Raw genomic sequence first — 17,862 nt, forward strand, 5'->3', positions numbered from 1 at the left:
TCAGCCCTCGGCGGCGTCTTTCGGGTCCGACAGCCCCGGCAGGTCGGGGGCAAGGCCCTGCGTGGACCAGCCCAGCGGCTGGTTGCGCCACTGCGTTGGAATGTCCGGCAGCGTGAAGTCGTTCTCGTAGGCCGGCATCCGACGCTGCGCCCGATATCCAATGCCACATCGGCCAATTTGCTCAGCTCGATCCCCGTGCCCCTTGGCATGATCTCGATGTAACAGGTGCCCACTATTGCCCGCACATGCCCTAGATAGTTGAGCACGAACACGTATTCTCCGGGCCGCTGACCGGTGATCTCGGATGCCTCCGGGTTGGGTGTCCGTAGATCCAGCCCAGCCGGACACTCCAACCGCATCATGTCCCGAACCCCTTCGGCCTCACGTTCGCCGTCCGCCACCTGGCAGATCGAAACCGTGACGGTGCGGGTGTATCCCGTATCTCGGTCGCCCCAGCTGCACCACAGCGAGTTGTCCCAGAACTCTTCGGCGGTTTCCGAGGTGGGTCTGGTGTTCTTCGGCAGCATGGCGCTGATCTGAAAGTACGGCTCCAGCTTCTCTGCGATAAGGTCCCGGCGCCCTGCATAGCTTCACGGTGGCCCGGTCACGCCATCACCTTCCCTTAGTTCCCAACCGGCGCATCACGTCGTCTGCGGGAAGGCCGTAATGATCTTCCCGTCGTGTGCCCGAAATAATCACACTGGTTGTGAAAACGTATCTGCCGTCGACAACGGCGACACTCTCCGCTACACGGCGAACGTGTCATTGTCTTGGTTGTACTCCACTCGCTCCGAGTAGGCCAGCGTGGCGCCGATCGTGTAATCGGCGAGATAGCGCCAATTGCCCGCACTCGGCCATCGTGCATCCGCAACATCCTGCCACTGGCGTCCATGCTTGGCCCGGATGTGCAGCACCCCGTACTTGTCATGCCGCAGTACAACACGGAGTCTCCGGCGTGTAGCGAGCGGAATCCCGCGCTCACGGGCGCGTGATGGAACATTCTGACGACCTTGTCCGGGTCCTGGCCACGCGCCCGGCACGCCGCCCACGCCTTCGGCTGGTAGGGCGGAATGGCACCGGATCCGGAGGCGGTTCCTGGGGTTGGCGTCAAGCCGGCGGCGACCGACTGCCAAGCTCTCATAGGCCCGGCGCGGCGTGGGGAGGACGGCCCGATCGGCCTGCGCGGACACCCCAACGTGCTGTGTCAGCGCCGATTCACGTGCGCGCGCCGCACCAGCGCCATGGCCTGTCTCGTCGGGCACGCCGAGACTGTAATCCGACATCACGGCCAACAGCACTTCACGCCGGGCTGCGCCACCACGCCGATCGCGACTGGGCCTGGCGATGAAAGCAATGGCCTTCACGGGTGCGGCGCGCCGCTGGGCAGCCACCCCGCCGAGATCTACGCCAATTCGAAATGTTGCGCGGCAGCCGAATTCGCGGGTTCACTGCACCGTGCGGCCCAGGAATGCCGCTAGCTGATCGGCGGGCGGGCGCTCCGGCGGGCACGGCTTCTCGTCCGCGAACGGCTTTCCCGACCCGCGGAACTGCGGCCCCACCAAGGCACGCGCGGCGGCGAGCTGCTCGACGGCCAACTCGGGATCAACATCGGTGGATTGGCCGGTGGCGGCGGCAAGATCCCACGCGTGGGTCAGCACATCGGTGGTGCGCAACCCGATGAACACCTGCCCGGGAACCTCCCCGAACGGCAGCTTGAACGTGGCGGACATCCCGCCCGGCGCCGCGAAGATCTCGTGGGCGGCCGCGGCCGCGACTTGGTGGGCGGCAACCAGGCCATCGGGCCGCGCCGGCGGCTCGATGGGGCTGGTCGCCCATCGCCCGACCTGCTCGTTGCCGCCGATGACGTGCTCGATCAGATCGTTGATCGTCCACTCCGAGCACGGCGTGGGGCCGCCGAGCTGGTCAGTGCGGACGTTGGCGAGGAGCGCGGCAAACGCGTCCTGAGCGCGCTGGTGAGCCATTAGTGGGTCCACTGTCCTGCCTTTCGCGGTTGAATTGGGGTCCGCCATATCCCATCATCATGCGTGCCCATGACGTTTTTGGACAGCGCAGCGCGGGCACGGCCTGCTAACAGCCCGTCTCGAAATCGTTGACCATGCAGTGGGTTTCGGCCGGTCCGGTCAGCTGCCCGCCGCCGGATACCGCCGACCCCGCCCGTACTCAAGGCCGAGCGGACGTCTCGAACGGTGCTCAGCGGTGGCCGACCGCCGGCCACGTCAACCCGTCCAGGCCGAGCAGCAGCCGGGTGTGGCACCGGTGCCCGGCGGGTGCCCAGCCCGCCCTTGCCGCCGTTGCCGCCGTTACCGCGCAGCACGGCAGCGCCACCGGACCCGCCAAGCGGGGCGCGAGCAGACGCAAAAGGCCCCAATTCGGGCCCGAATTGGGGGTTTTTGCGTCTGCTCGCGCTCAGAAGTCGCCCGCATTGCGCCGCAACGTTTCGATGGCCGACACCAGCGCCGCCGATTCCTCGGCGCCCATCCCGATGTCGGCGAACACCCGCTCGTTGAGCGTGACGGTGGCGTCCTCGACTGTGGAACGGCCCAGCTCGGTGATCTCCACCAGCGTGGTCCGCCCGTCGGTCGGGTGCGGAACCCGCCGGACCAATCCGTCGGCTTCCAGCCGTCGGATCGCGTGGGTGACGCTGGTGACGTGCACCTGCAACCGGTCCGACGCCTTGGTGATCGGCAACGCGCCAGTACGGCTGAACGCCAACAGCCGCAGCAATTCGAAGCGGGAGAAGCTCAGGTCGTAGGGCCGCAGCGCCGCCTCGACGCGGGCCAGCAGGATCTGATGCGCACGCATCACCGACGTCACGGCCACCATCCCCAGTGACACATCGCCCCACCCGGCGCGCTCCCAGTTGGCCCGTGCCGCGGCGATGGGGTCACGTTGTGTCGAGGCAGCCACGCCCTTTCTTACCGCACGCGCACGCAATCCGGTCACCTGGGGCATCCCGGTCGGCGCCGACGTCGAACCGATCCGCGTACAGGTGCCCAGGCTGCTCGACGGTGTCCGGCTGGGCAAGGCCAAACCGCAGGCGGTTCGACTGCGCTAAGGGCTTAAATGCAGCGGGTCGCGCTGGCGCGGGCGTTGATGATGGACCCGCGCTCATCCTGGCCTACGAACCCACCGGAAACCTCGATTCCCGAACGGGCGCTGCGATTCTGACGCTCCTTGCCGAACTCGCGCACACGGACGGCCAGCGTCTGCTGGTGATGGTGACCCACAATTCGGATGCCGCCGCGGCCACCGATCGCCGGATCACCCTGCAGGACGGTCGGGTTTGTTCCAACGCATTGCTGGTCTCATGGTGACGCGGGCGTTGACGGCGGCGAGTCGGCTACGACTGTTCAGCCTGCGCGAGCTTGCCGCGCACCGCCGCCGCACCGTCGCCTCGAACACCGTCATGGCAATGTCCGCCATGTATCTGGTCGCGGTCTTGGGCATCTTCGGGTCGATCACCGAATCGGTCAACCGGTTGGCCGACGGGATCGCCGGCCTCGCGGCGCTCGAGGTGTCGGGCATCATCGACGCCGGATTTGCCGACACCGTAACGGCTGACGCGGCGGCGGTTCCCGGCGTCGCGACCGCGGCACCGATGATCCGACGCCCGCGGCCACGGCGTCGGGGCCGGTTCTGCTGTTCGACGCGGACGATAACAGCGCCAGGTTGGGTGGCGTCTTGGACACCGTCGTCACCCGACAGTTGGATGCACTGTTCGCGACGCCACACGGGGTGCGGGTCGGGCCGGGCGTCGCTGCTGCCCAAGGGCGAGAGGTTCCGGCTGGGCTCGGGATCGGTCGCGGTCCTCGACGTGCTCGCTGACCGGCAACTCGCCGAGCTCAACGGTGGCCACTTCGTCCTTGCCCCACTTGCTTTGGCGCAGAACGTTTCCAGGCGACCGGGCCGGCTCGACTCGATACTGATCACCTGAGAACCGGGCGCCGATCGTGCCGCGGTGCGTACCGCGGTCACCACGGCGGTATGCGGCCGGGCCCTCGTCGCCGACGCGTTCCTGATCTACACCGCGATGTCCATGACGATCACCCAGCGCCGCTCGGTCATCTCGGTGCTGCGCGCGCTCGGCGGCCGGCGCACCACCGTCGTCGCCGACATGCTCACGGAGGCCGCGCTGCTCGCGCTGATCGGCGGCGCCATCGGGTCGGGCATCGGAATATTGCTGGACCGCATCGCGATTGGCCGATGGCCCGCCGGCGGTGACCCAAGGCCTGGAAGCGCGCATCCGGCATTGGCTGCCGGGCTACGCGAAACCGGCGGCGCTGGCGACGACGGTGCTGGCCGGCGACTCCCCCAGGCCCGCAACCGGATTCAGCGCGCCGCCGCCCGAGGTCGCGGCCACCACTCCCAGCCCAGACTCCGGTCCGACCCCGCTGCGGCCGTACCCGTCGGCCATCGTGGCGGCGGAGAACTCGTGCTTGGCCAGCACCGCGGTGATCGACGACTGAAAGTGCGCGGCGTCGAAACGGTCCTCCATGTTGGCGCCGTCCACACCGAAGATGTGCTCGACGCCGATTGCCGCGAGATGCTCGACGACATGGTCGACCACCCGGCGCATCCCAAGCATGCCTTACCACGACGTGCGCGTGCCTACAGTTCACCGCCCGGAGCGAGAACCTACAGCGAACGCTGCAGCAGCACCTGACCGGTGTCGGCGTAAACCACTTGGACGGCCGCGATCTGATCAACCGGCGTCGAAATGCTGCCGGCGGGGGTCGCGGTCTGGCCGGGTTCGGCCACCCACGTCGCCAGCCGAGTCTGGCTGCCGTCGCGACCCACCACCACCATCGCCAGCGTGTCATGCGGAGCGTCCGGCGGCGCCAGGCACACGCAGCGGAGGTTGATGAACGTCCCCCAGTGCTCGGGACTTACCGACACCGTGGAGGCCAACAAGGTCGTCCCCACCTGCGCCATCGGCAGCGCCGACACGGTCGGCCGCTGCGGCGAGGCGGACTGGCCGCCGACACCGATCAGCACACAGATCACCAGCACCGCGGCGGCGGCGGCCGAGGCCACCCAGGTCGTCACGCGGATGCGTCGACGCCGCCTGCGCACGGTTGCCAACAACGACGGCAGCAACATCTGCGGCGCCAGGGGCGCCGGGCCGGACTCATCGATGGCGGCCAGGTCGTCACGGTCTAGCTGCGACAGCAGGGCGGGTACACCACAGAGCTCGGCAACCGACTCCCGGCACGCCGCACAGCCGGCCAGGTGCGCCTCGAATTCGCGACGGTCGGCCGCAGACAACGACCCCAACACGTAGGCGGCATCCCAGGTGGCGTAGCGATCGCTGTCACCGCTGGGCGGGTCAAGTCCTCGTAGCGGCGTCCTCATGTCATCCATCTCCTTTGACATCCTTAAGTATTCGGATCCGACGGCCATGCGGACGGGGCCTGGAATCTGGCTGCTGCGCTGTCATCGGGTAACTCCACGTTCCTGCAGAGTGAGCCGCAAAGCCCGTACCGCGTAGTGCAGGCGCGACTTCACCGTTCCTTCGGCTATTCCCAGGTCTGACGCGATCTGCGCGGTGGTCCATCCGCGGTAGTAGGACCGCTCGATCACGGCCCGATGCTCCACGGACAACTGGGCCATCGCGTCGGCGATCAGCAACCGGTCCAGGGCCGCGTTCACCTCGTCCGGCGTGGACTGCTCGGGCCCGCCCGATTCGTCGGTCGAGGCGACGACCTTGCGAAACCGTGCGCTGCGTCGCTCGTCGACGATCATGTTGCGCGCGACGGTGAACAGCCACGCCCGCGCCGAGCGCTCCGCATCGCCGACCACCTCCGGATGCTGCCAGGCCCGCAGCAGCGTCTCTTGGACGACGTCCTCGGCCCGGCTCGCGTCGCCTGTCAATCGGAGCGCATAGCGCCACAAGATCGCGGCATGCTCGTCGTAGAGCGCCTTCATCAGAGCGGCCTCGGTGGCCGCGGTGCCCGCCACACGGGCCACTCGATCACCTCCCGCCAACTGACACGAGTCAATTAGGCGTTCAGTTCAACGCTAGCCCGGCGACAATGCAGACCGCGTCGCGGTCTGAGGTTGGGGGCACCCCAGCCGGGTGGCGGCGAGGGCCAGCCGGGCAATTCAGACTAAGTGGTCAGGCTCGTAAGTTCGTCGGGGTCGGAACCAGGGTGGGCCCGCGTGTCGCGGCTTTTGGCGAGCCGGTGGGCAAGGTGGACGTTCCCTGTTGTCTCACCCGCCTCACGCGTTCCGGTGCGGCAGGCATATGCGATGTGCCCGCCTACGAGCGGCAACCGTGGCTGTCGCTTGGACCAACGAACCTACGAGCGAGACCACTAAGCAAGGGTCAGGATGCGGGGCCCGTCCTCGGTGACGGCCACGGTATGTTCCCAGTGCGCCGCGCGTGATCCATCGGCGGTGGTGACCGTCCACTGGTCATCGAGCACCACCGTCTTGGTGGTACCGAGGGTCAGCATCGGCTCAATGGCCAGCACCGAACCCACGGCCAGCAACGGCCCGCGTCCCGGGGTGCCCTCATTGGGCAGGAACGGATCCATGTGCATCCGCCGACCGATCCCGTGGCCCCCGTACCCGTCGACGATCCCGAACGACCGGCGGTACCGGCCCTCGGCGGCACGGGCACCCGATTCGATGGCGTGCGCGACGTCGGTCAACCGATTGCCGACCACCATCGCCGCGACCCCGGCTGCCAGCGCTTCCCTGGTAGCCTCCGACAGCGCCTCGTCGGCCGGGCTCAGCGTTCCGACGCCGAAGGTGATCGCCGCATCACCATGCCAGCCGTCCAACACCGCTCCACAGTCGATGGAGACCAGGTCCCCAGGCGCGAGGATCTCGGCCGCCGACGGGATGCCGTGAACCACCCGGTCATTGACCGAGGCGCAGATCGACGCCGGATAGCCGTGATAGCCCAGGAACGACGGGACAGCGCCGGCTTCGCGGATCACCGTCTCGGCGATCTCGTCGAGACTCAGGCTGGACACCCCGGCGACCGCGGCCACGCGGACGGCGCGCAGCGCGGCCGCCACCACAGCACCCGCCGCGGCCATCGCGTCAAGCTCGCCCGCAGTGCGCTGCGGCACGACTCTGCGGCCCCGCAGCCGTGCCAAGGCGCGCATGGTTACTTGCCTGGGTTTGATGAGGGGCGACCCGCTGCGCCCGGCTCCGCCACGCTTGCGATCACCCCTAGAGCTAGCAACGCGCGGGCGAACACTTCATCCATGGTGCCGACGGCGTCGACCGTCTTCAATTCGCCGCTGTAGTACTCCAGCAGCGGCGCCGTCTCGTCGCGGTAGACCTTCATCCGGTTGAGAATGACGTCGTCGGTGTCGTCGGCGCGGCCGCGGCCTCTGAGCCGCTGCAACAGCTCCTCCTGCGACACCCGGAACTCCAAGACCGCGTCGATGTCGGTTCCCCGCCGCTGCAGCATGTCGTGCAGCGCCCTGGCCTGCTCCACCGAGCGTGGATACCCGTCGAGGATGAAGCCGTTGGCCGCATCCGGCTCGCTCAGCCGATCGTCGACGAGTGCGTTGGTCAGATCGGAGGGCACCAAGTCACCGGCGTCCAGGTAGCGTTTGGCTTCCACACCGAGTTTGGTGCCGTCGTTGATGTTTCGCCGGAACAGTTCGCCGGTGGAGATCTGCGGGATCCCGAGTTTTGTGGCCAGCTTCTCGGCCTGCGTTCCCTTGCCCGCCCCCGGCGGCCCCAGCAAAACCACTCTCACTTGAGGAACCCTTCGTAGTTGCGCTGCATGAGCTGACTCTCGATCTGTTTGACCGTATCCAAGCCGACACCGATCATGATCAGAACCGCGGTACCCCCGAAGGGTAGATTTTGCACCGCTCCGGCGTTCCCGATCTGCAGGAACAGGTTGGGCAGCACCGAAATGACACCGAGGTAGATCGAGCCCGGCAGGGTGATGCGGCTCAGCACATAGCGCAGGTAGTCGGCGGTCGGGCGGCCCGGCCGGATACCCGGAATGAAGCCACCGAACTTCTTCATCTCGTCGGCGCGTTCGTCGGGATTGAACGTGATCGACACGTAGAAGTAGGTGAAGAAGATGATCAGCCCGAAGTAGATCGCGATATAACCGAGGTTGCTCGGATCGGACAGGTAGGTGCCCACGAATTTGTCCCACCAGCTGTGGCCCAGCCCGCCGCTTCCGCTGCGGATCAACTGGGTGATCAGATGCGGAATGTAGATCAGCGAGGAGGCGAAGATGACCGGGATAACGCCGGCCTGGTTGACCTTGAGCGGCAGATATGTCGAGGTCCCCCCGTACATCCGCCGGCCCACCATGCGCTTGGCGTACTGCACCGGGATGCGGCGCTGGCCCTGCTCGACGAACACCACGCCGACGATGATGATCAGCGCGGCCACGCAGACCGCGGCGAACAGCACCCCGCCCCGGCTTTGCAGGATTGCGTTCCCTTCGGCGGGAATGCGGGCGGCGATGCCGACGAAGATCAGCAGCGACATGCCGTTGCCGATGCCGCGTTCGGTGATCAGCTCACCCATCCACATGACCAGGGCGGCGCCGCCCGTCATCACCAGCACGATCACGACCAGGGTGAAGATGCTTTGGTCGGCGATGATGTCCAGCGAGCAGCCCTGCAGCAGCCCGCCGTTGGCGGCCAGCGCCACGATGCTGGTGGCCTGCAGGATGGCCAGCGCGATCGCCAGGTAGCGGGTGTATTGGGTCATTTTGGCCTGGCCGGCCTGGCCCTCTTTGCGCAGCTCCTCGAACCGCGGGATGACCACGGTGAGCAGCTGCACGATGATGCTGGCGGTGATGTAGGGCATCACCCCCACCGCGAACACCGTGAGCTTGAGCAGGGCACCGCCGGAGAACAGGTTGATCAGTGAGTAGATCTGTCCGGCTTCGCCACCGCTGGCTTCCTTGATGCACTGCTGCACGTTGGGGAAGTTGACGCCGGGCGACGGCAGCGCGGCCCCGACGCGGTAGAGGATGACGATGCCCAGCGTGAAGAGGATCTTCCGTCTCAGGTCGACTGTTCGCAGCGATGAGATGAAAGCCGAAAGCAATTCTTCCTCCTGCGCAGCCGAGGGTCATCCTGCGTCACGCGCCCAACACCCGCAGGCCAGGAAGTACGGCGTCGCGCGTCAAACGAGACTAACAGCTGGTGTGGGCGCGTCCCTTCAGGGCCGCCTTGGTGCCGGCGAGTGCGGCGCCCACTGCCCGTCGTTTGTTACTGCGACACTGAGCTGCCAGCGTGGGGTGTGACGGCCAATCCGCTTGCCGGTCCGCTGATCCGCGGTCGGCGTCGACCCCTTCCTCCGCGTGCTCGGACCGTACCGCAATGCGGCTAGCGAGCCAGGCGTCGCATTTTCCTCATCTGCCCCACGTGTGCCCGGAACTGACCGATATACACAGTGCCCGGCTACCAACGACAGCCCCCGGTTGTCGCGCGTAGGCGGGCACATCGCATATGCCTACCGTGCGGGAATACGTGAGGCGGTGAGACTAGAGGGAACGTGTGCCTTGCGCGCCGGGTCGCCAGGAGTCGCGCACGCCGTTACGAGCGAGACCGCTAGCCAGGGTTGACGGCCGGCGCGCGCGCAACCATCGGCACGGCGGGGAAGACGTAGGCCATCTCCGACCGCGATTTGCGCAGCGCGGCGGTGCCGTAACCCTTCTTGCGGTGGGCGGGGTGAATCCAGACCCGAACGTCGACCTCGCCGTGCACCAACTCGCCGAACACCATGCCGACCTTCTCGCCGGAGGCGACGGCGACGAACCACGCGGCCTCTTCGTCATGCACACGCTTGAGCGCCGCGCGGATCTCGTCGTCGACACTGCCGGCCGGTGCGCCGGAACCGTCGCCGGCGGCCTGCATCTCCTCGGTGCGCGCGGCGAAGATGTCGCGGTCGTCGACGGCCGAGAAGGGCCGCAGCTCCAGGCTTTCGCCGGAGCTTGCCGGACGCTCGCCGAGCGTGAAGGTCAACTGCTTGTTCAAGTCGTCGAGCTCGGCAATGATCTTCTTGCGTGCGTCCTGGGTGAGCTGATCGAACGACATGCTCATCACCGCTTCCGCGGCCTGGTGGGACGTGCCGAGCAGGGTCACGATCGCCTCGACCGCGGCGGGCTTGTTCTTCGCCTCCACGATGGCGTCGGCGACCTCGTGCCGGCGTTCCAGCGCGGCGAGCAGCGCATCTGCGATCTCGCGACGGGCGGCGGTCTGGTCGTGATCTGTCATTGCATAAGGGTAGAACGAAGAAAGCAGTTATCGCGCCGGTGGTGCGCTCAATTCCAGAAACCGTGCGTACCTGTCCTCGACGGCACCCCTCCACGCCGGCTGCGGTTCGACGATGCGCTCGATGCGAGCCCATCGGGCCGCGTCGGTGATCGACGATTCCCAACCCACCGCCATCCGCCCCAGGAAAGCCGCGCCCAGCGCCGCGCCCTCGGCCACCGCGGATACCTCCACCGGCCGGCCGGTCGCGTCGGCGATGGCCTGCATCCAGGGCTGCACCCGGGTGCCGCCGCCGGCGGCGACGATGCGCGACACCGGCGCACCGCTGCGCTCCACGAGTTGGCGCACGACAAAGCCCGACGCCTCGTAGGCGGCCCGGCGCACCGATGCCGCGTCGTGGGTGAGATTCAAACCGTCCAGCACCGCGCGACGATCCGGGTCGTGCAACGGTGTGCGCTCCCCGCGGATGTAGGGCGACCAGACCGGGACCCGCCGCGGATCGACCACATCCGGATCGGCCTGTCCCACAACACGATCCACCCAATTGAGGAACAATCCTCCCGCGTTGCTGGCGCCGCCGATCGTGCTCATTCCGGCGATCGGATGCGGAACGGTCCACAGCCCGGGCACCTGCCGAGCCCCGGCGATGGTCGTCCACACAATCAGCGTGGCGCCACACAGCACCAGCACGTCGCCATCGTTGTCGGCGCCGGCCACGAATTGTTCACACAGCGCATCGATCGCTCCGACCGCCAGCACCACCCCGGTGCCGGGCACCCGCCCGGCGGCCACTCCCACCGCGTCCACCCTGGGCATGCGGTCAACGGTCACGCCGCAGTCGGCGCAGGCCGCCGCGCTCCAGCCCGTCCCGTCGAACAGCGGAAAGCTGGTGATCGCCGTGGCGACGTCGATCACCGGCTCACCCGCCAGCGCGTGGTTGGCCACCGCCGGCGCCGGCCAGAAGCCGGCCGCTTCCGGCGCTTGACGGGCGGTCCAGCGCACAAACGCGGCGGCCTCGCCCGCCGACGGTAGCGACGGCTGCTCGCCGGACACGGGCACCCGGCCCCTGCCGTCGCCGTACAGCAACCCCGGTGTGAGCGGCCGGCCAGCGGAGTTCACGGCGGTCATCGACGGCACCATCGCCGATACGGCCACCGCGCGTGCCTGCGGCCGGGCCAGCTGGTCCCATGCCGCCAACGGACCCCGCCGCCACGCCTCGTCGGCGTCGTGCTCGAGCCGGTCGGCGGCCGGCACCCGCAGCCGATGAGGAATCCGCACCCTGGCCATCACCTGGCCGTCCTCGTCGGCGGCCACCGCTTTGACCGCCGTGGTGCCGACGTCGATGCCGATGGTGACGTCTGTGCGTGACACGGGCGTCACGGTACGCCAGCATTGGCATTCGTGACGTCACGACCGCGGGCCCTGGTCACCGCCCCGCTGCGGGGACCGGGGTTCGCCAAACTCCAGCGGCTGGCCGACGTGGTGTACGACCCGTGGATCGACCAGACGCCGTTGCGCATCTACACCGCCCAGCAGCTGGCCGAGCGGATTACCACTGAAGCCGCCGATCTTGTTGTGGTGGAAGCTGATTCGGTCAGCGGACCGGTATTCGAGCTAGGGTTGCGCGCGGTCGCGTCCACCCGGGGGAACCCCAACAACGTCGACATCCCCGCCGCCACCGCCGCCGGCATCCCGGTGCTGCACACGCCCGCCCGCAACGCCGACGCGGTCGCCGAGCTGACGGTGGCCCTGTTGCTGGCCGCCACCCGCCACCTGCCGGCCGCGGATGCAGATGTTCGCAGCGGCAACATGTTTCGCGACGGCACGATTCCCTATCAGCGGTTCCGCGGCTGGGAAATCGCCGGGCGCACCGCGGGGCTGGTGGGGCTGGGTGCGGTGGGCCGGGCGGTGCGCTGGCGGCTGACCGGCCTGGGCCTGCGGGTCATCGCCTGCGACCCCTTCCACGACGAAGCGCGGCACAGCCTGGACGAGCTGCTGGCCGAGTCCGACATCGTGTCCCTGCACGCACCGGTCACCGAGGACACCGTCGGGATGATCGGCGCCGAGCAGTTCGCGGCCATGCGCGACGGCGTGGTCTTCCTCAACACCGCCCGGGCCCAGCTGCACGACACCGATGCCCTGGTCGACGCCCTGCGCGGCGGGAAGGTGGCCGCCGCCGGGCTGGACCACTTCGCCGGCGACTGGCTGCCCACCGACCACCCGCTGGTGAGCATGCCCAACGTTGTGCTCACCCCGCACATCGGCGGAGCCACCTGGAACACCGAGGCCCGGCAGGCCCAGCAGGTCGCCGACGACCTGCAGGCGCTGCTGAGTGGCGACACACCCGCCCATATCGTCAATCCGGAGGTGCTGGCCCGGTGAATTCCGTGAAATCCGTTGACAACCCGGAATCCTCGGTGCTGGCGGCGGCCAAGGACATGCTGCGTCGGGGCCTGGTCGAGGGAACGGCCGGCAACATTTCAGCCCGGCGCGCCGACGGCAACCTCGTCATCACGCCGTCATCGGTCGACTACGCCGACATGGAGCTCGACGATCTGGTGCTGGTCAGCCCGGAAGGCGCCGTGCTGCACGCCAAGGAGGGTCGGTCGCCGTCGACCGAAATGAAACTGCACCTGGCCTGCTACCACGCGTTCGACGACATCGGCAGCGTCATCCACAGCCATCCGGTGTGGGCGACCATGTTCGCGATCGCGCGTCAGCCGATTCCGGCCTGCGTCGACGAGTTCGCGGTGTACTGCGGCGGCGACGTTCGCTGTACCGAGTACGCCGCGTCCGGCACGCCCGAGGTGGGCCGCAACGCCGTCCAGGCGCTGCACGGCCGGGCCGCCGCCCTGATCGCCAACCACGGCCTGGTGGCCGTCGGCCCCCGCCCGGACACGGTCTTGCACATCACCGCCTTGGTCGAACGCACGGCCCAAATCGTCTGGGGAGCAAGGGCTCTCGGTGGGGCAGTGCCCATACCCGAAGACGTGAACCGCAATTTCGCCGGGGTGTACGCCTATCTACGGGCCAACCCGAGCCCGCACACCGGCCACGCCGGCCGAGAGTGAATCCCACGACGTGACACGCCGCGAGGCCGTCGGGAGATTCACGCTCACGCATCATCGGCGACGTCGTGCCGGCGCAGACCCGTTACCCGCGCGAAGTGCTTGCGATGGCGAGTCGCGAACGGCAGGTCGACGTTCAGGCAGATATCCTCCCGCAAGCAGTCGGCCTGGCCGATGTCCTGACCGCCTCGTCGCAGCGTCGCAGCCAATTCGCCGGCCCCAAACGCCCTGGCCGAGTGCAGGGGGAAGGCGCGAACCAACGAGCCGGAGCACATCATCGCGGCGCGCCAAATTCCGTACCACCGCGCAGCTCTTACGCGGGAATCGCGGTCACGCGCAGCCGATGGCTGGTAATCGACTCGCGGACCAACGCAACTCCAGCGCCGCTGCCGCGAAGAAAATCGACCACCAAATCGGTATCGACGACCACGAGGCCCGCCATGTGGACTTCACCTCGTCGATGCGGGTACGTACCTCTCGCGCATCTGACTCGGTGAGCATGCCTTCGAGCCCCAGCAGCAGATCCGCTGCCTGGACGAGCACGGAGAGGCCCCGGATGCCGCGACGCTGAGCGTTCTCGCTCAACGCGCGATGCTGCGCGTGGGTAATCTCCACGGTCGTTCGCATGCATGCATGTACCACCTGCCGAATGCCTCGCGGCCCTCACCAGCGATCCAGGGGCGGCCCGTCCATCACCTCTTCGGACGTCTCACCTACTATTGCGCCACCCGCCCGAAAACCTGACCCGAACCGGCAGACTGCTTATACTATCTAAATATTAGCCGTAGGCCTGCGAATGGGGGCAACAGATGACTTTCACCGGTTCCGCCAGGTACGACGGGGACACCTGGGATTTGGCATCCAGCGTCGGGATAACCGCCACCATGGTGGCGGCGGCCCGCGCGGTGGCAACCCGCGCCGATCGCCCGCTGATCAACGATCCGTTCGCCGAGCCGCTGGTGCGGGCGGTGGGCGTGGACCTGCTGACCCGGCTGGCCAGCGGGCAACTGACGCCCGAAGAGCTGGACGACCCGCAGCGCCCGAGCGCCTCGATGACCCGCGTGGCCGACAACATGGCCGTCCGCACCAAGTTCTTCGACGACTTCTTCACAAGCGCAACCCAGGCCGGCATCAGGCAGGTGGTGATCCTGGCCTCAGGACTGGACTCGCGCGCCTACCGGCTGCCCTGGCCCGCGGCCACCGTGGTCTATGAGATCGACCAGCCCCAGATCATCGAGTTCAAGACCCGCACACTGGCCGCGCTGAACGCCGCCCCCACCGCCGACCGGCGCGCGGTGGCCATCGACCTGCGTGACGACTGGCCGACCGCGCTGCGTGCGGCGGGATTCGACCCGGCCCGCCCCACCGCGTGGAGCGCCGAGGGGCTGCTGGGCTACCTACCGCCGGCGGCCCAGGACCGGCTGCTGGACACCGTGACCGGGCTCAGCGCGCCGGGCAGCCGGTTCGCCACCGAAAGCTTCCGCGACGTCGAGCCCGGCCACCAGGAACGGATGAAGGAGCGGATGAGGCGCCTCTCCGATCGTTGGCGCGCACACGGTTTCGACGTCGACATGACCGGGCTGGTGTATTTCGGGGACCGCAACGAGGCCGCGGCCTACCTGTCCGACCATGGTTGGCTGGTCACCGAGATCAACCTCCAGGACTTGCTGGCGGCCAATGGGCTGCCGCCCATCGAAGACGAAGACCCGCCCATGCCCGACCTGTGCTACGTGAGCGGTACGTTGCACCGCGACACCACGCCGGAGTCAGCCACATGACCGGGATCGACTCCGGGCGATCCGACGACGACAGCTGGGATCTGGCGTCCAGTGTCGGCGCCACCGCGACGTTGGTCGCCGCCGGGCGAGCCATGGTGACCAAGGACCCCAACGGCTTGATCGACGATCCGTTCGCCGAACCGCTGGTGCGCGCGGTCGGGGTGGATTTCTTCGTCAGAATGCTGGACGGTGAGCTCGATCTGGAAGCGATCGCCAACTTCTCGCCGCGGCGTGCGCAGGCGCTGATCGACGGGATGGGGGTGCGCACCAAGTACTTCGATGACTACTTCGCCAACGCCACCAACGGCGGGGTGCGGCAAGTGGTGATCCTCGCTTCCGGGTTGGACGCCCGCGCATACCGGCTGCCGTGGCCGGCTCAGACGGTGGTCTATGAGATCGACCAACCACAGGTGATCGAGTTCAAGACAAAGACTTTGGCCGCCATCGGTGCCAAGCCCACGGCCACCCGCCGCACGATCCCCATCGACCTGCGGGCCGACTGGCCCGCGGCACTGAAAGCCGCCGGCCTGGACGCGACGGTGCCGACGGCGTGGTTGGCCGAGGGTCTGTTGATCTACTTGCCGCCGGACGCCCAGGACCGATTGTTCGACAACATCACCGCGCTCAGCGTTCCCGGAAGCACAATCGCCACCGAATTCGTGCCTGGCATTGTGGATTTCGACGCCGACCGGGCACGGGATATCTCCCGGTCGTTTCGGGACCACGGCGTGGACATCGACATGGCCTCACTGGTGTATGCCGGCGAACGCAACCACGTGCTCGACTACCTGCGCGTCAGCGGCTGGGACGTGGAGGGTGTGACGCGCACCGAACTGTTCGGGCGCAACGGCTTGACCGTGCCCGCACCCGAAGACGACGATCCGCTCGGCGAGATCCTTTTCATCAGTGGCACCTTGAACGCGTTAGAAGCGTGACTCCCCCAGCCATAACACGCTAGCGCCGCCGAGTGTCTGCTCCACGCTTTCGATGATCCCGACCACCGAGCGGGCCAGCAGCGCGCCCACCGCATCCGGCAGTGAGCCAGCGCGCGGTTGCGACGACGCTCGTGGTCGCACCAGGTCCCGCAGCGACGAGCCCGGATAACTGAGGATGCGGACTTCGGTGTCCTCGTCCAGCCCGGCCAGGATTTTCGCCCGGCGCACCGCGGCTCGAAACCCGCCGAGTTCGTCCACCAAACCCCGCTCCAGGGCGTCGGCGCCGGTCCAGACCCGCCCTCGCGCAACACCGTTCACCGTGTCGATGCTCAGGTTTCGCCCCTCGGCGACGCGCTGCACGAAGTCGGAGTAAAACAGGTCCGCCTCCGCCTCCCGATGAGCCTGCTGTTGCGGCGTGAAGGGGGAGTCAATCGACCAGGCATCCGCATTGGCGTTGGTGCGCACCGTATCTGACCCAACTCCCAGCCGACCCTTCAGGTCACGCACCACCAGCTTTCCGGTGATCACACCGATCGAGCCGGTGATGGTGCCCGGATTTGCCACGATCGCGTCGGCGGCCGCCGAAACGTAGTAGCCACCGGAGGCAGCCACCGCGCCCATCGACGCCACCACCGGCTTGCCGCGATCGCGGGCTCTCTTCACCTCGCGCCAAACGGTTTCGGAAGCCGTGACCGAGCCCCCCGGACTGTCCACCCGCAGCACAATCGCCGCCACCGAATCGTCGGCAGCCACCTCGCGCAGCGCCGCGGCGATGGTGTCAGCGCCCACGCTGGCGGGAGCGAACGGCAGAAATTGCGGCCCACCACGTCCGTTGAGAATCGGGCCCTCCAGGGTGACCACTGCGATCGTCGGCTTGGCCCGACGCCCGGGTATCGGCGGCACCGGCGAGGCCAGCCGTGACCGGGCGGAGCTGGCGTAGCGCGCCAGGTACATCCGCGGCGGCTTTTCGTCGGCCTCCGATGCGGCGTCGTCGGCACCGGTCAATTCCGCGATACGGGCGTAGGCTTCGTCACGGAAACCGATCCGGTCGACCAGGCCGCAGGCCACCGCATCGTCGCGCAACAGCGGAGCCCGGTCGGCCAGCTCGTCGAGCGCGCCGGGATCGATGTCGCGGGATTCGGCGACGGCCCGCCACACCTGTTCTTGCACGCTTTCCAGCAGCCGGGTGACGGCTTCCCGATGGGCGTCGGTGTAGCCGTCCTCGGTGAAAAGGTTTGCCGCCGACTTGTATTCGCCCCGGGCGACAAACTGGGCTTGGATGCCCGCCTTGTCCAACGCGTCGCGCAGGAAGGTGGCGTTGCTCGCGAAGCCCACCAGCCCGACACTGCCCGACGGCTGCATCCAAACCTCACCAAACGCTGAGGCCAGGTAGTAGGACAGCGTGCCCGGATAGGTTTCGGCCCAGGCCAGCGACGGCTTGGCGGCGGTGAACGCCACGATGGCCTCCCGCAGCTCCTGAACCGCACCGACCGGTGCGGGCGAAAGCTGCACGCGGGCAATCAGCCCGGCGACCCGGGGGTCCTCGGCGGCGCGGTGGATAGCGGCGACGGCGTCACGTAGCGCCATCCGCCGGCCGCCGCCGGTGAGGATTTCCAACGGGTCGAAGCCCGTCGTCTCCGGCGGCATGGACCGCAGGTTGAGCTCGAGCACGCAGCCGTTGGGCACGCCGTGGTGACGGACGGTATCAACCCGGGTTACCAGGGCCCGCACGTCGTCAACACCGGGCAAGGAAGGCAGAAAGGCGACCATATTCACCCAGCGTACCGACCGGCCACGATTGGCCGCGAGCAGACGCAAAAGCCCCGAAAATGGGCATTTTCGGGGGCTT

15 protein-coding genes and 6 pseudogenes are annotated in these 17,862 nt (G+C 67.9%); 6 read left to right on the forward strand and 15 right to left on the reverse strand.

Annotation, left to right across the window (positions count from 1 at the left end):
• The 4 genes and pseudogenes from G6N20_RS13310 to G6N20_RS13325 form a co-directional block, all read right to left on the reverse strand.
• A pseudogene (locus G6N20_RS13310) lies at nucleotides 1-527 on the reverse strand (hypothetical protein).
• A 114-nt stretch (nucleotides 528-641) separates the two neighbouring features.
• Nucleotides 642-1,283: pseudogene (locus G6N20_RS13315) on the reverse strand (DUF4226 domain-containing protein).
• A gap of 162 nt (nucleotides 1,284-1,445) precedes the next feature.
• On the reverse strand, nucleotides 1,446-1,994 hold the full coding sequence (locus tag G6N20_RS13320; RefSeq protein ID WP_083045901.1) for a TIGR03086 family metal-binding protein: 549 nt from the start codon (nucleotides 1,992-1,994) through the stop codon (nucleotides 1,446-1,448).
• Nucleotides 1,995-2,427: 433 nt separating this feature from the next.
• Nucleotides 2,428-2,973, reverse strand: a complete 546-nt coding sequence (locus G6N20_RS13325; protein ID WP_232065341.1) for a MarR family winged helix-turn-helix transcriptional regulator — start codon at nucleotides 2,971-2,973, stop codon at nucleotides 2,428-2,430.
• A gap of 31 nt (nucleotides 2,974-3,004) precedes the next feature.
• Here G6N20_RS13325 and G6N20_RS13330 point away from each other — a divergent pair.
• Together G6N20_RS13330 and G6N20_RS21325 are read left to right on the forward strand one after the other, a co-directional pair.
• Nucleotides 3,005-3,335, forward strand: a pseudogene (locus G6N20_RS13330) (ABC transporter ATP-binding protein); the annotation flags it as partial.
• A pseudogene (locus G6N20_RS21325) lies at nucleotides 3,329-4,319 on the forward strand (FtsX-like permease family protein); the annotation flags it as partial. The pseudogenes G6N20_RS13330 and G6N20_RS21325, both read left to right, overlap by 7 nt.
• Here G6N20_RS21325 and G6N20_RS13340 read toward each other — a convergent pair.
• The 8 genes and pseudogenes from G6N20_RS13340 to G6N20_RS13375 form a co-directional block, all read right to left on the reverse strand.
• Nucleotides 4,310-4,606, reverse strand: a pseudogene (locus tag G6N20_RS13340) (thiamine pyrophosphate-binding protein); the annotation flags it as partial. The pseudogenes G6N20_RS21325 and G6N20_RS13340 sit on opposite strands and share 10 nt — an antisense overlap.
• 50 nt (nucleotides 4,607-4,656) lie before the next feature.
• Nucleotides 4,657-5,373, reverse strand: a complete 717-nt coding sequence (locus tag G6N20_RS13345; protein WP_083045976.1) for an anti-sigma factor family protein — start codon at nucleotides 5,371-5,373, stop codon at nucleotides 4,657-4,659.
• Nucleotides 5,374-5,454: 81 nt separating this feature from the next.
• Nucleotides 5,455-5,988, reverse strand: a complete 534-nt coding sequence (locus tag G6N20_RS13350; RefSeq protein ID WP_083045904.1) for a sigma-70 family RNA polymerase sigma factor — start codon at nucleotides 5,986-5,988, stop codon at nucleotides 5,455-5,457.
• A gap of 347 nt (nucleotides 5,989-6,335) precedes the next feature.
• Nucleotides 6,336-7,136: a type I methionyl aminopeptidase gene (map, locus tag G6N20_RS13355; RefSeq protein WP_083045905.1), complete on the reverse strand. Its 801-nt coding sequence runs from the start codon at nucleotides 7,134-7,136 to the stop codon at nucleotides 6,336-6,338.
• A 65-nt stretch (nucleotides 7,137-7,201) separates the two neighbouring features.
• Nucleotides 7,202-7,741: pseudogene (locus G6N20_RS13360) on the reverse strand (adenylate kinase); the annotation flags it as partial.
• Nucleotides 7,738-9,063 (reverse strand): preprotein translocase subunit SecY, encoded by a 1,326-nt coding sequence (gene secY, locus G6N20_RS13365; protein ID WP_083045907.1) that lies wholly within the window; start codon nucleotides 9,061-9,063, stop codon nucleotides 7,738-7,740. The gene secY and the pseudogene G6N20_RS13360, both read right to left, overlap by 4 nt.
• A 506-nt stretch (nucleotides 9,064-9,569) precedes the next feature.
• Nucleotides 9,570-10,235 carry a GNAT family N-acetyltransferase gene (locus tag G6N20_RS13370; RefSeq protein ID WP_083045908.1) on the reverse strand — a complete coding sequence of 222 codons (666 nt, stop codon included), beginning with the start codon at nucleotides 10,233-10,235 and terminating at the stop codon, nucleotides 9,570-9,572.
• 27 nt (nucleotides 10,236-10,262) lie between these two features.
• Nucleotides 10,263-11,603: a xylulokinase gene (locus G6N20_RS13375; protein ID WP_083045909.1), complete on the reverse strand. Its 1,341-nt coding sequence runs from the start codon at nucleotides 11,601-11,603 to the stop codon at nucleotides 10,263-10,265.
• 30 nt (nucleotides 11,604-11,633) lie between these two features.
• Between G6N20_RS13375 and G6N20_RS13380 the strand changes: the two genes are divergently transcribed.
• Both G6N20_RS13380 and G6N20_RS13385 read left to right on the forward strand, forming a co-directional pair.
• A complete protein-coding gene (locus G6N20_RS13380) occupies nucleotides 11,634-12,614 on the forward strand; it encodes an NAD(P)-dependent oxidoreductase (RefSeq protein ID WP_083045910.1) in 981 nt (326 codons plus the stop codon).
• Between the two features lie 5 nt (nucleotides 12,615-12,619).
• A complete protein-coding gene (locus G6N20_RS13385; protein WP_083045977.1) occupies nucleotides 12,620-13,303 on the forward strand; it encodes an L-fuculose-phosphate aldolase in 684 nt (227 codons plus the stop codon).
• Nucleotides 13,304-13,347: 44 nt separating this feature from the next.
• Here G6N20_RS13385 and G6N20_RS13390 read toward each other — a convergent pair whose 3' ends face one another.
• Both G6N20_RS13390 and G6N20_RS13395 read right to left on the reverse strand, forming a co-directional pair.
• Nucleotides 13,348-13,509 carry a PIN domain-containing protein gene (locus G6N20_RS13390; RefSeq protein WP_163663016.1) on the reverse strand — a complete coding sequence of 54 codons (162 nt, stop codon included), beginning with the start codon at nucleotides 13,507-13,509 and terminating at the stop codon, nucleotides 13,348-13,350.
• A gap of 121 nt (nucleotides 13,510-13,630) precedes the next feature.
• Nucleotides 13,631-13,927, reverse strand: coding sequence for a hypothetical protein (locus G6N20_RS13395; RefSeq protein ID WP_142271816.1), 297 nt, complete (start codon nucleotides 13,925-13,927; stop codon nucleotides 13,631-13,633).
• Between the two features lie 182 nt (nucleotides 13,928-14,109).
• Between G6N20_RS13395 and G6N20_RS13400 the strand changes: the two genes are divergently transcribed.
• Entirely contained in the window at nucleotides 14,110-15,078 is a 969-nt protein-coding gene (locus G6N20_RS13400; RefSeq protein ID WP_083045912.1) for a class I SAM-dependent methyltransferase, read from the forward strand.
• Entirely contained in the window at nucleotides 15,075-16,013 is a 939-nt protein-coding gene (locus G6N20_RS13405; protein ID WP_083045913.1) for a class I SAM-dependent methyltransferase, read from the forward strand. Before G6N20_RS13400 ends, G6N20_RS13405 begins: the two co-directional genes overlap by 4 nt.
• Here the strand turns inward: G6N20_RS13405 and sppA are convergent.
• Entirely contained in the window at nucleotides 16,002-17,783 is a 1,782-nt protein-coding gene (gene sppA / locus G6N20_RS13410; RefSeq protein WP_163663019.1) for a signal peptide peptidase SppA, read from the reverse strand. The genes G6N20_RS13405 and sppA overlap by 12 nt on opposite strands.
• Between the last annotated feature and the right edge of the window lie 79 nt (nucleotides 17,784-17,862).

The organism is Mycobacterium shinjukuense (assembly GCF_010730055.1).
Taxonomy (GTDB): domain Bacteria; phylum Actinomycetota; class Actinomycetes; order Mycobacteriales; family Mycobacteriaceae; genus Mycobacterium; species Mycobacterium shinjukuense.

What these genes read in the sequence shown, in the direction of transcription:
- G6N20_RS13325 (WP_232065341.1), bottom strand. Translation starts at nt 2,973, where the DNA reads ATGCCCCAGGTGACCGGATTGCGTGCGCGTGCGGTAAGAAAGGGCGTG.
- G6N20_RS13345 (WP_083045976.1), bottom strand. Translation starts at nt 5,373, where the DNA reads ATGAGGACGCCGCTACGAGGACTTGACCCGCCCAGCGGTGACAGCGAT.
- map (WP_083045905.1), bottom strand. Translation starts at nt 7,136, where the DNA reads ATGCGCGCCTTGGCACGGCTGCGGGGCCGCAGAGTCGTGCCGCAGCGC.
- G6N20_RS13370 (WP_083045908.1), bottom strand. Translation starts at nt 10,235, where the DNA reads ATGACAGATCACGACCAGACCGCCGCCCGTCGCGAGATCGCAGATGCG.
- G6N20_RS13395 (WP_142271816.1), bottom strand. Translation starts at nt 13,927, where the DNA reads ATGCGAACGACCGTGGAGATTACCCACGCGCAGCATCGCGCGTTGAGC.
- G6N20_RS13400 (WP_083045912.1), top strand. Translation starts at nt 14,110, where the DNA reads ATGACTTTCACCGGTTCCGCCAGGTACGACGGGGACACCTGGGATTTG.
- G6N20_RS13405 (WP_083045913.1), top strand. Translation starts at nt 15,075, where the DNA reads ATGACCGGGATCGACTCCGGGCGATCCGACGACGACAGCTGGGATCTG.
- sppA (WP_163663019.1), bottom strand. Translation starts at nt 17,783, where the DNA reads ATGGTCGCCTTTCTGCCTTCCTTGCCCGGTGTTGACGACGTGCGGGCC.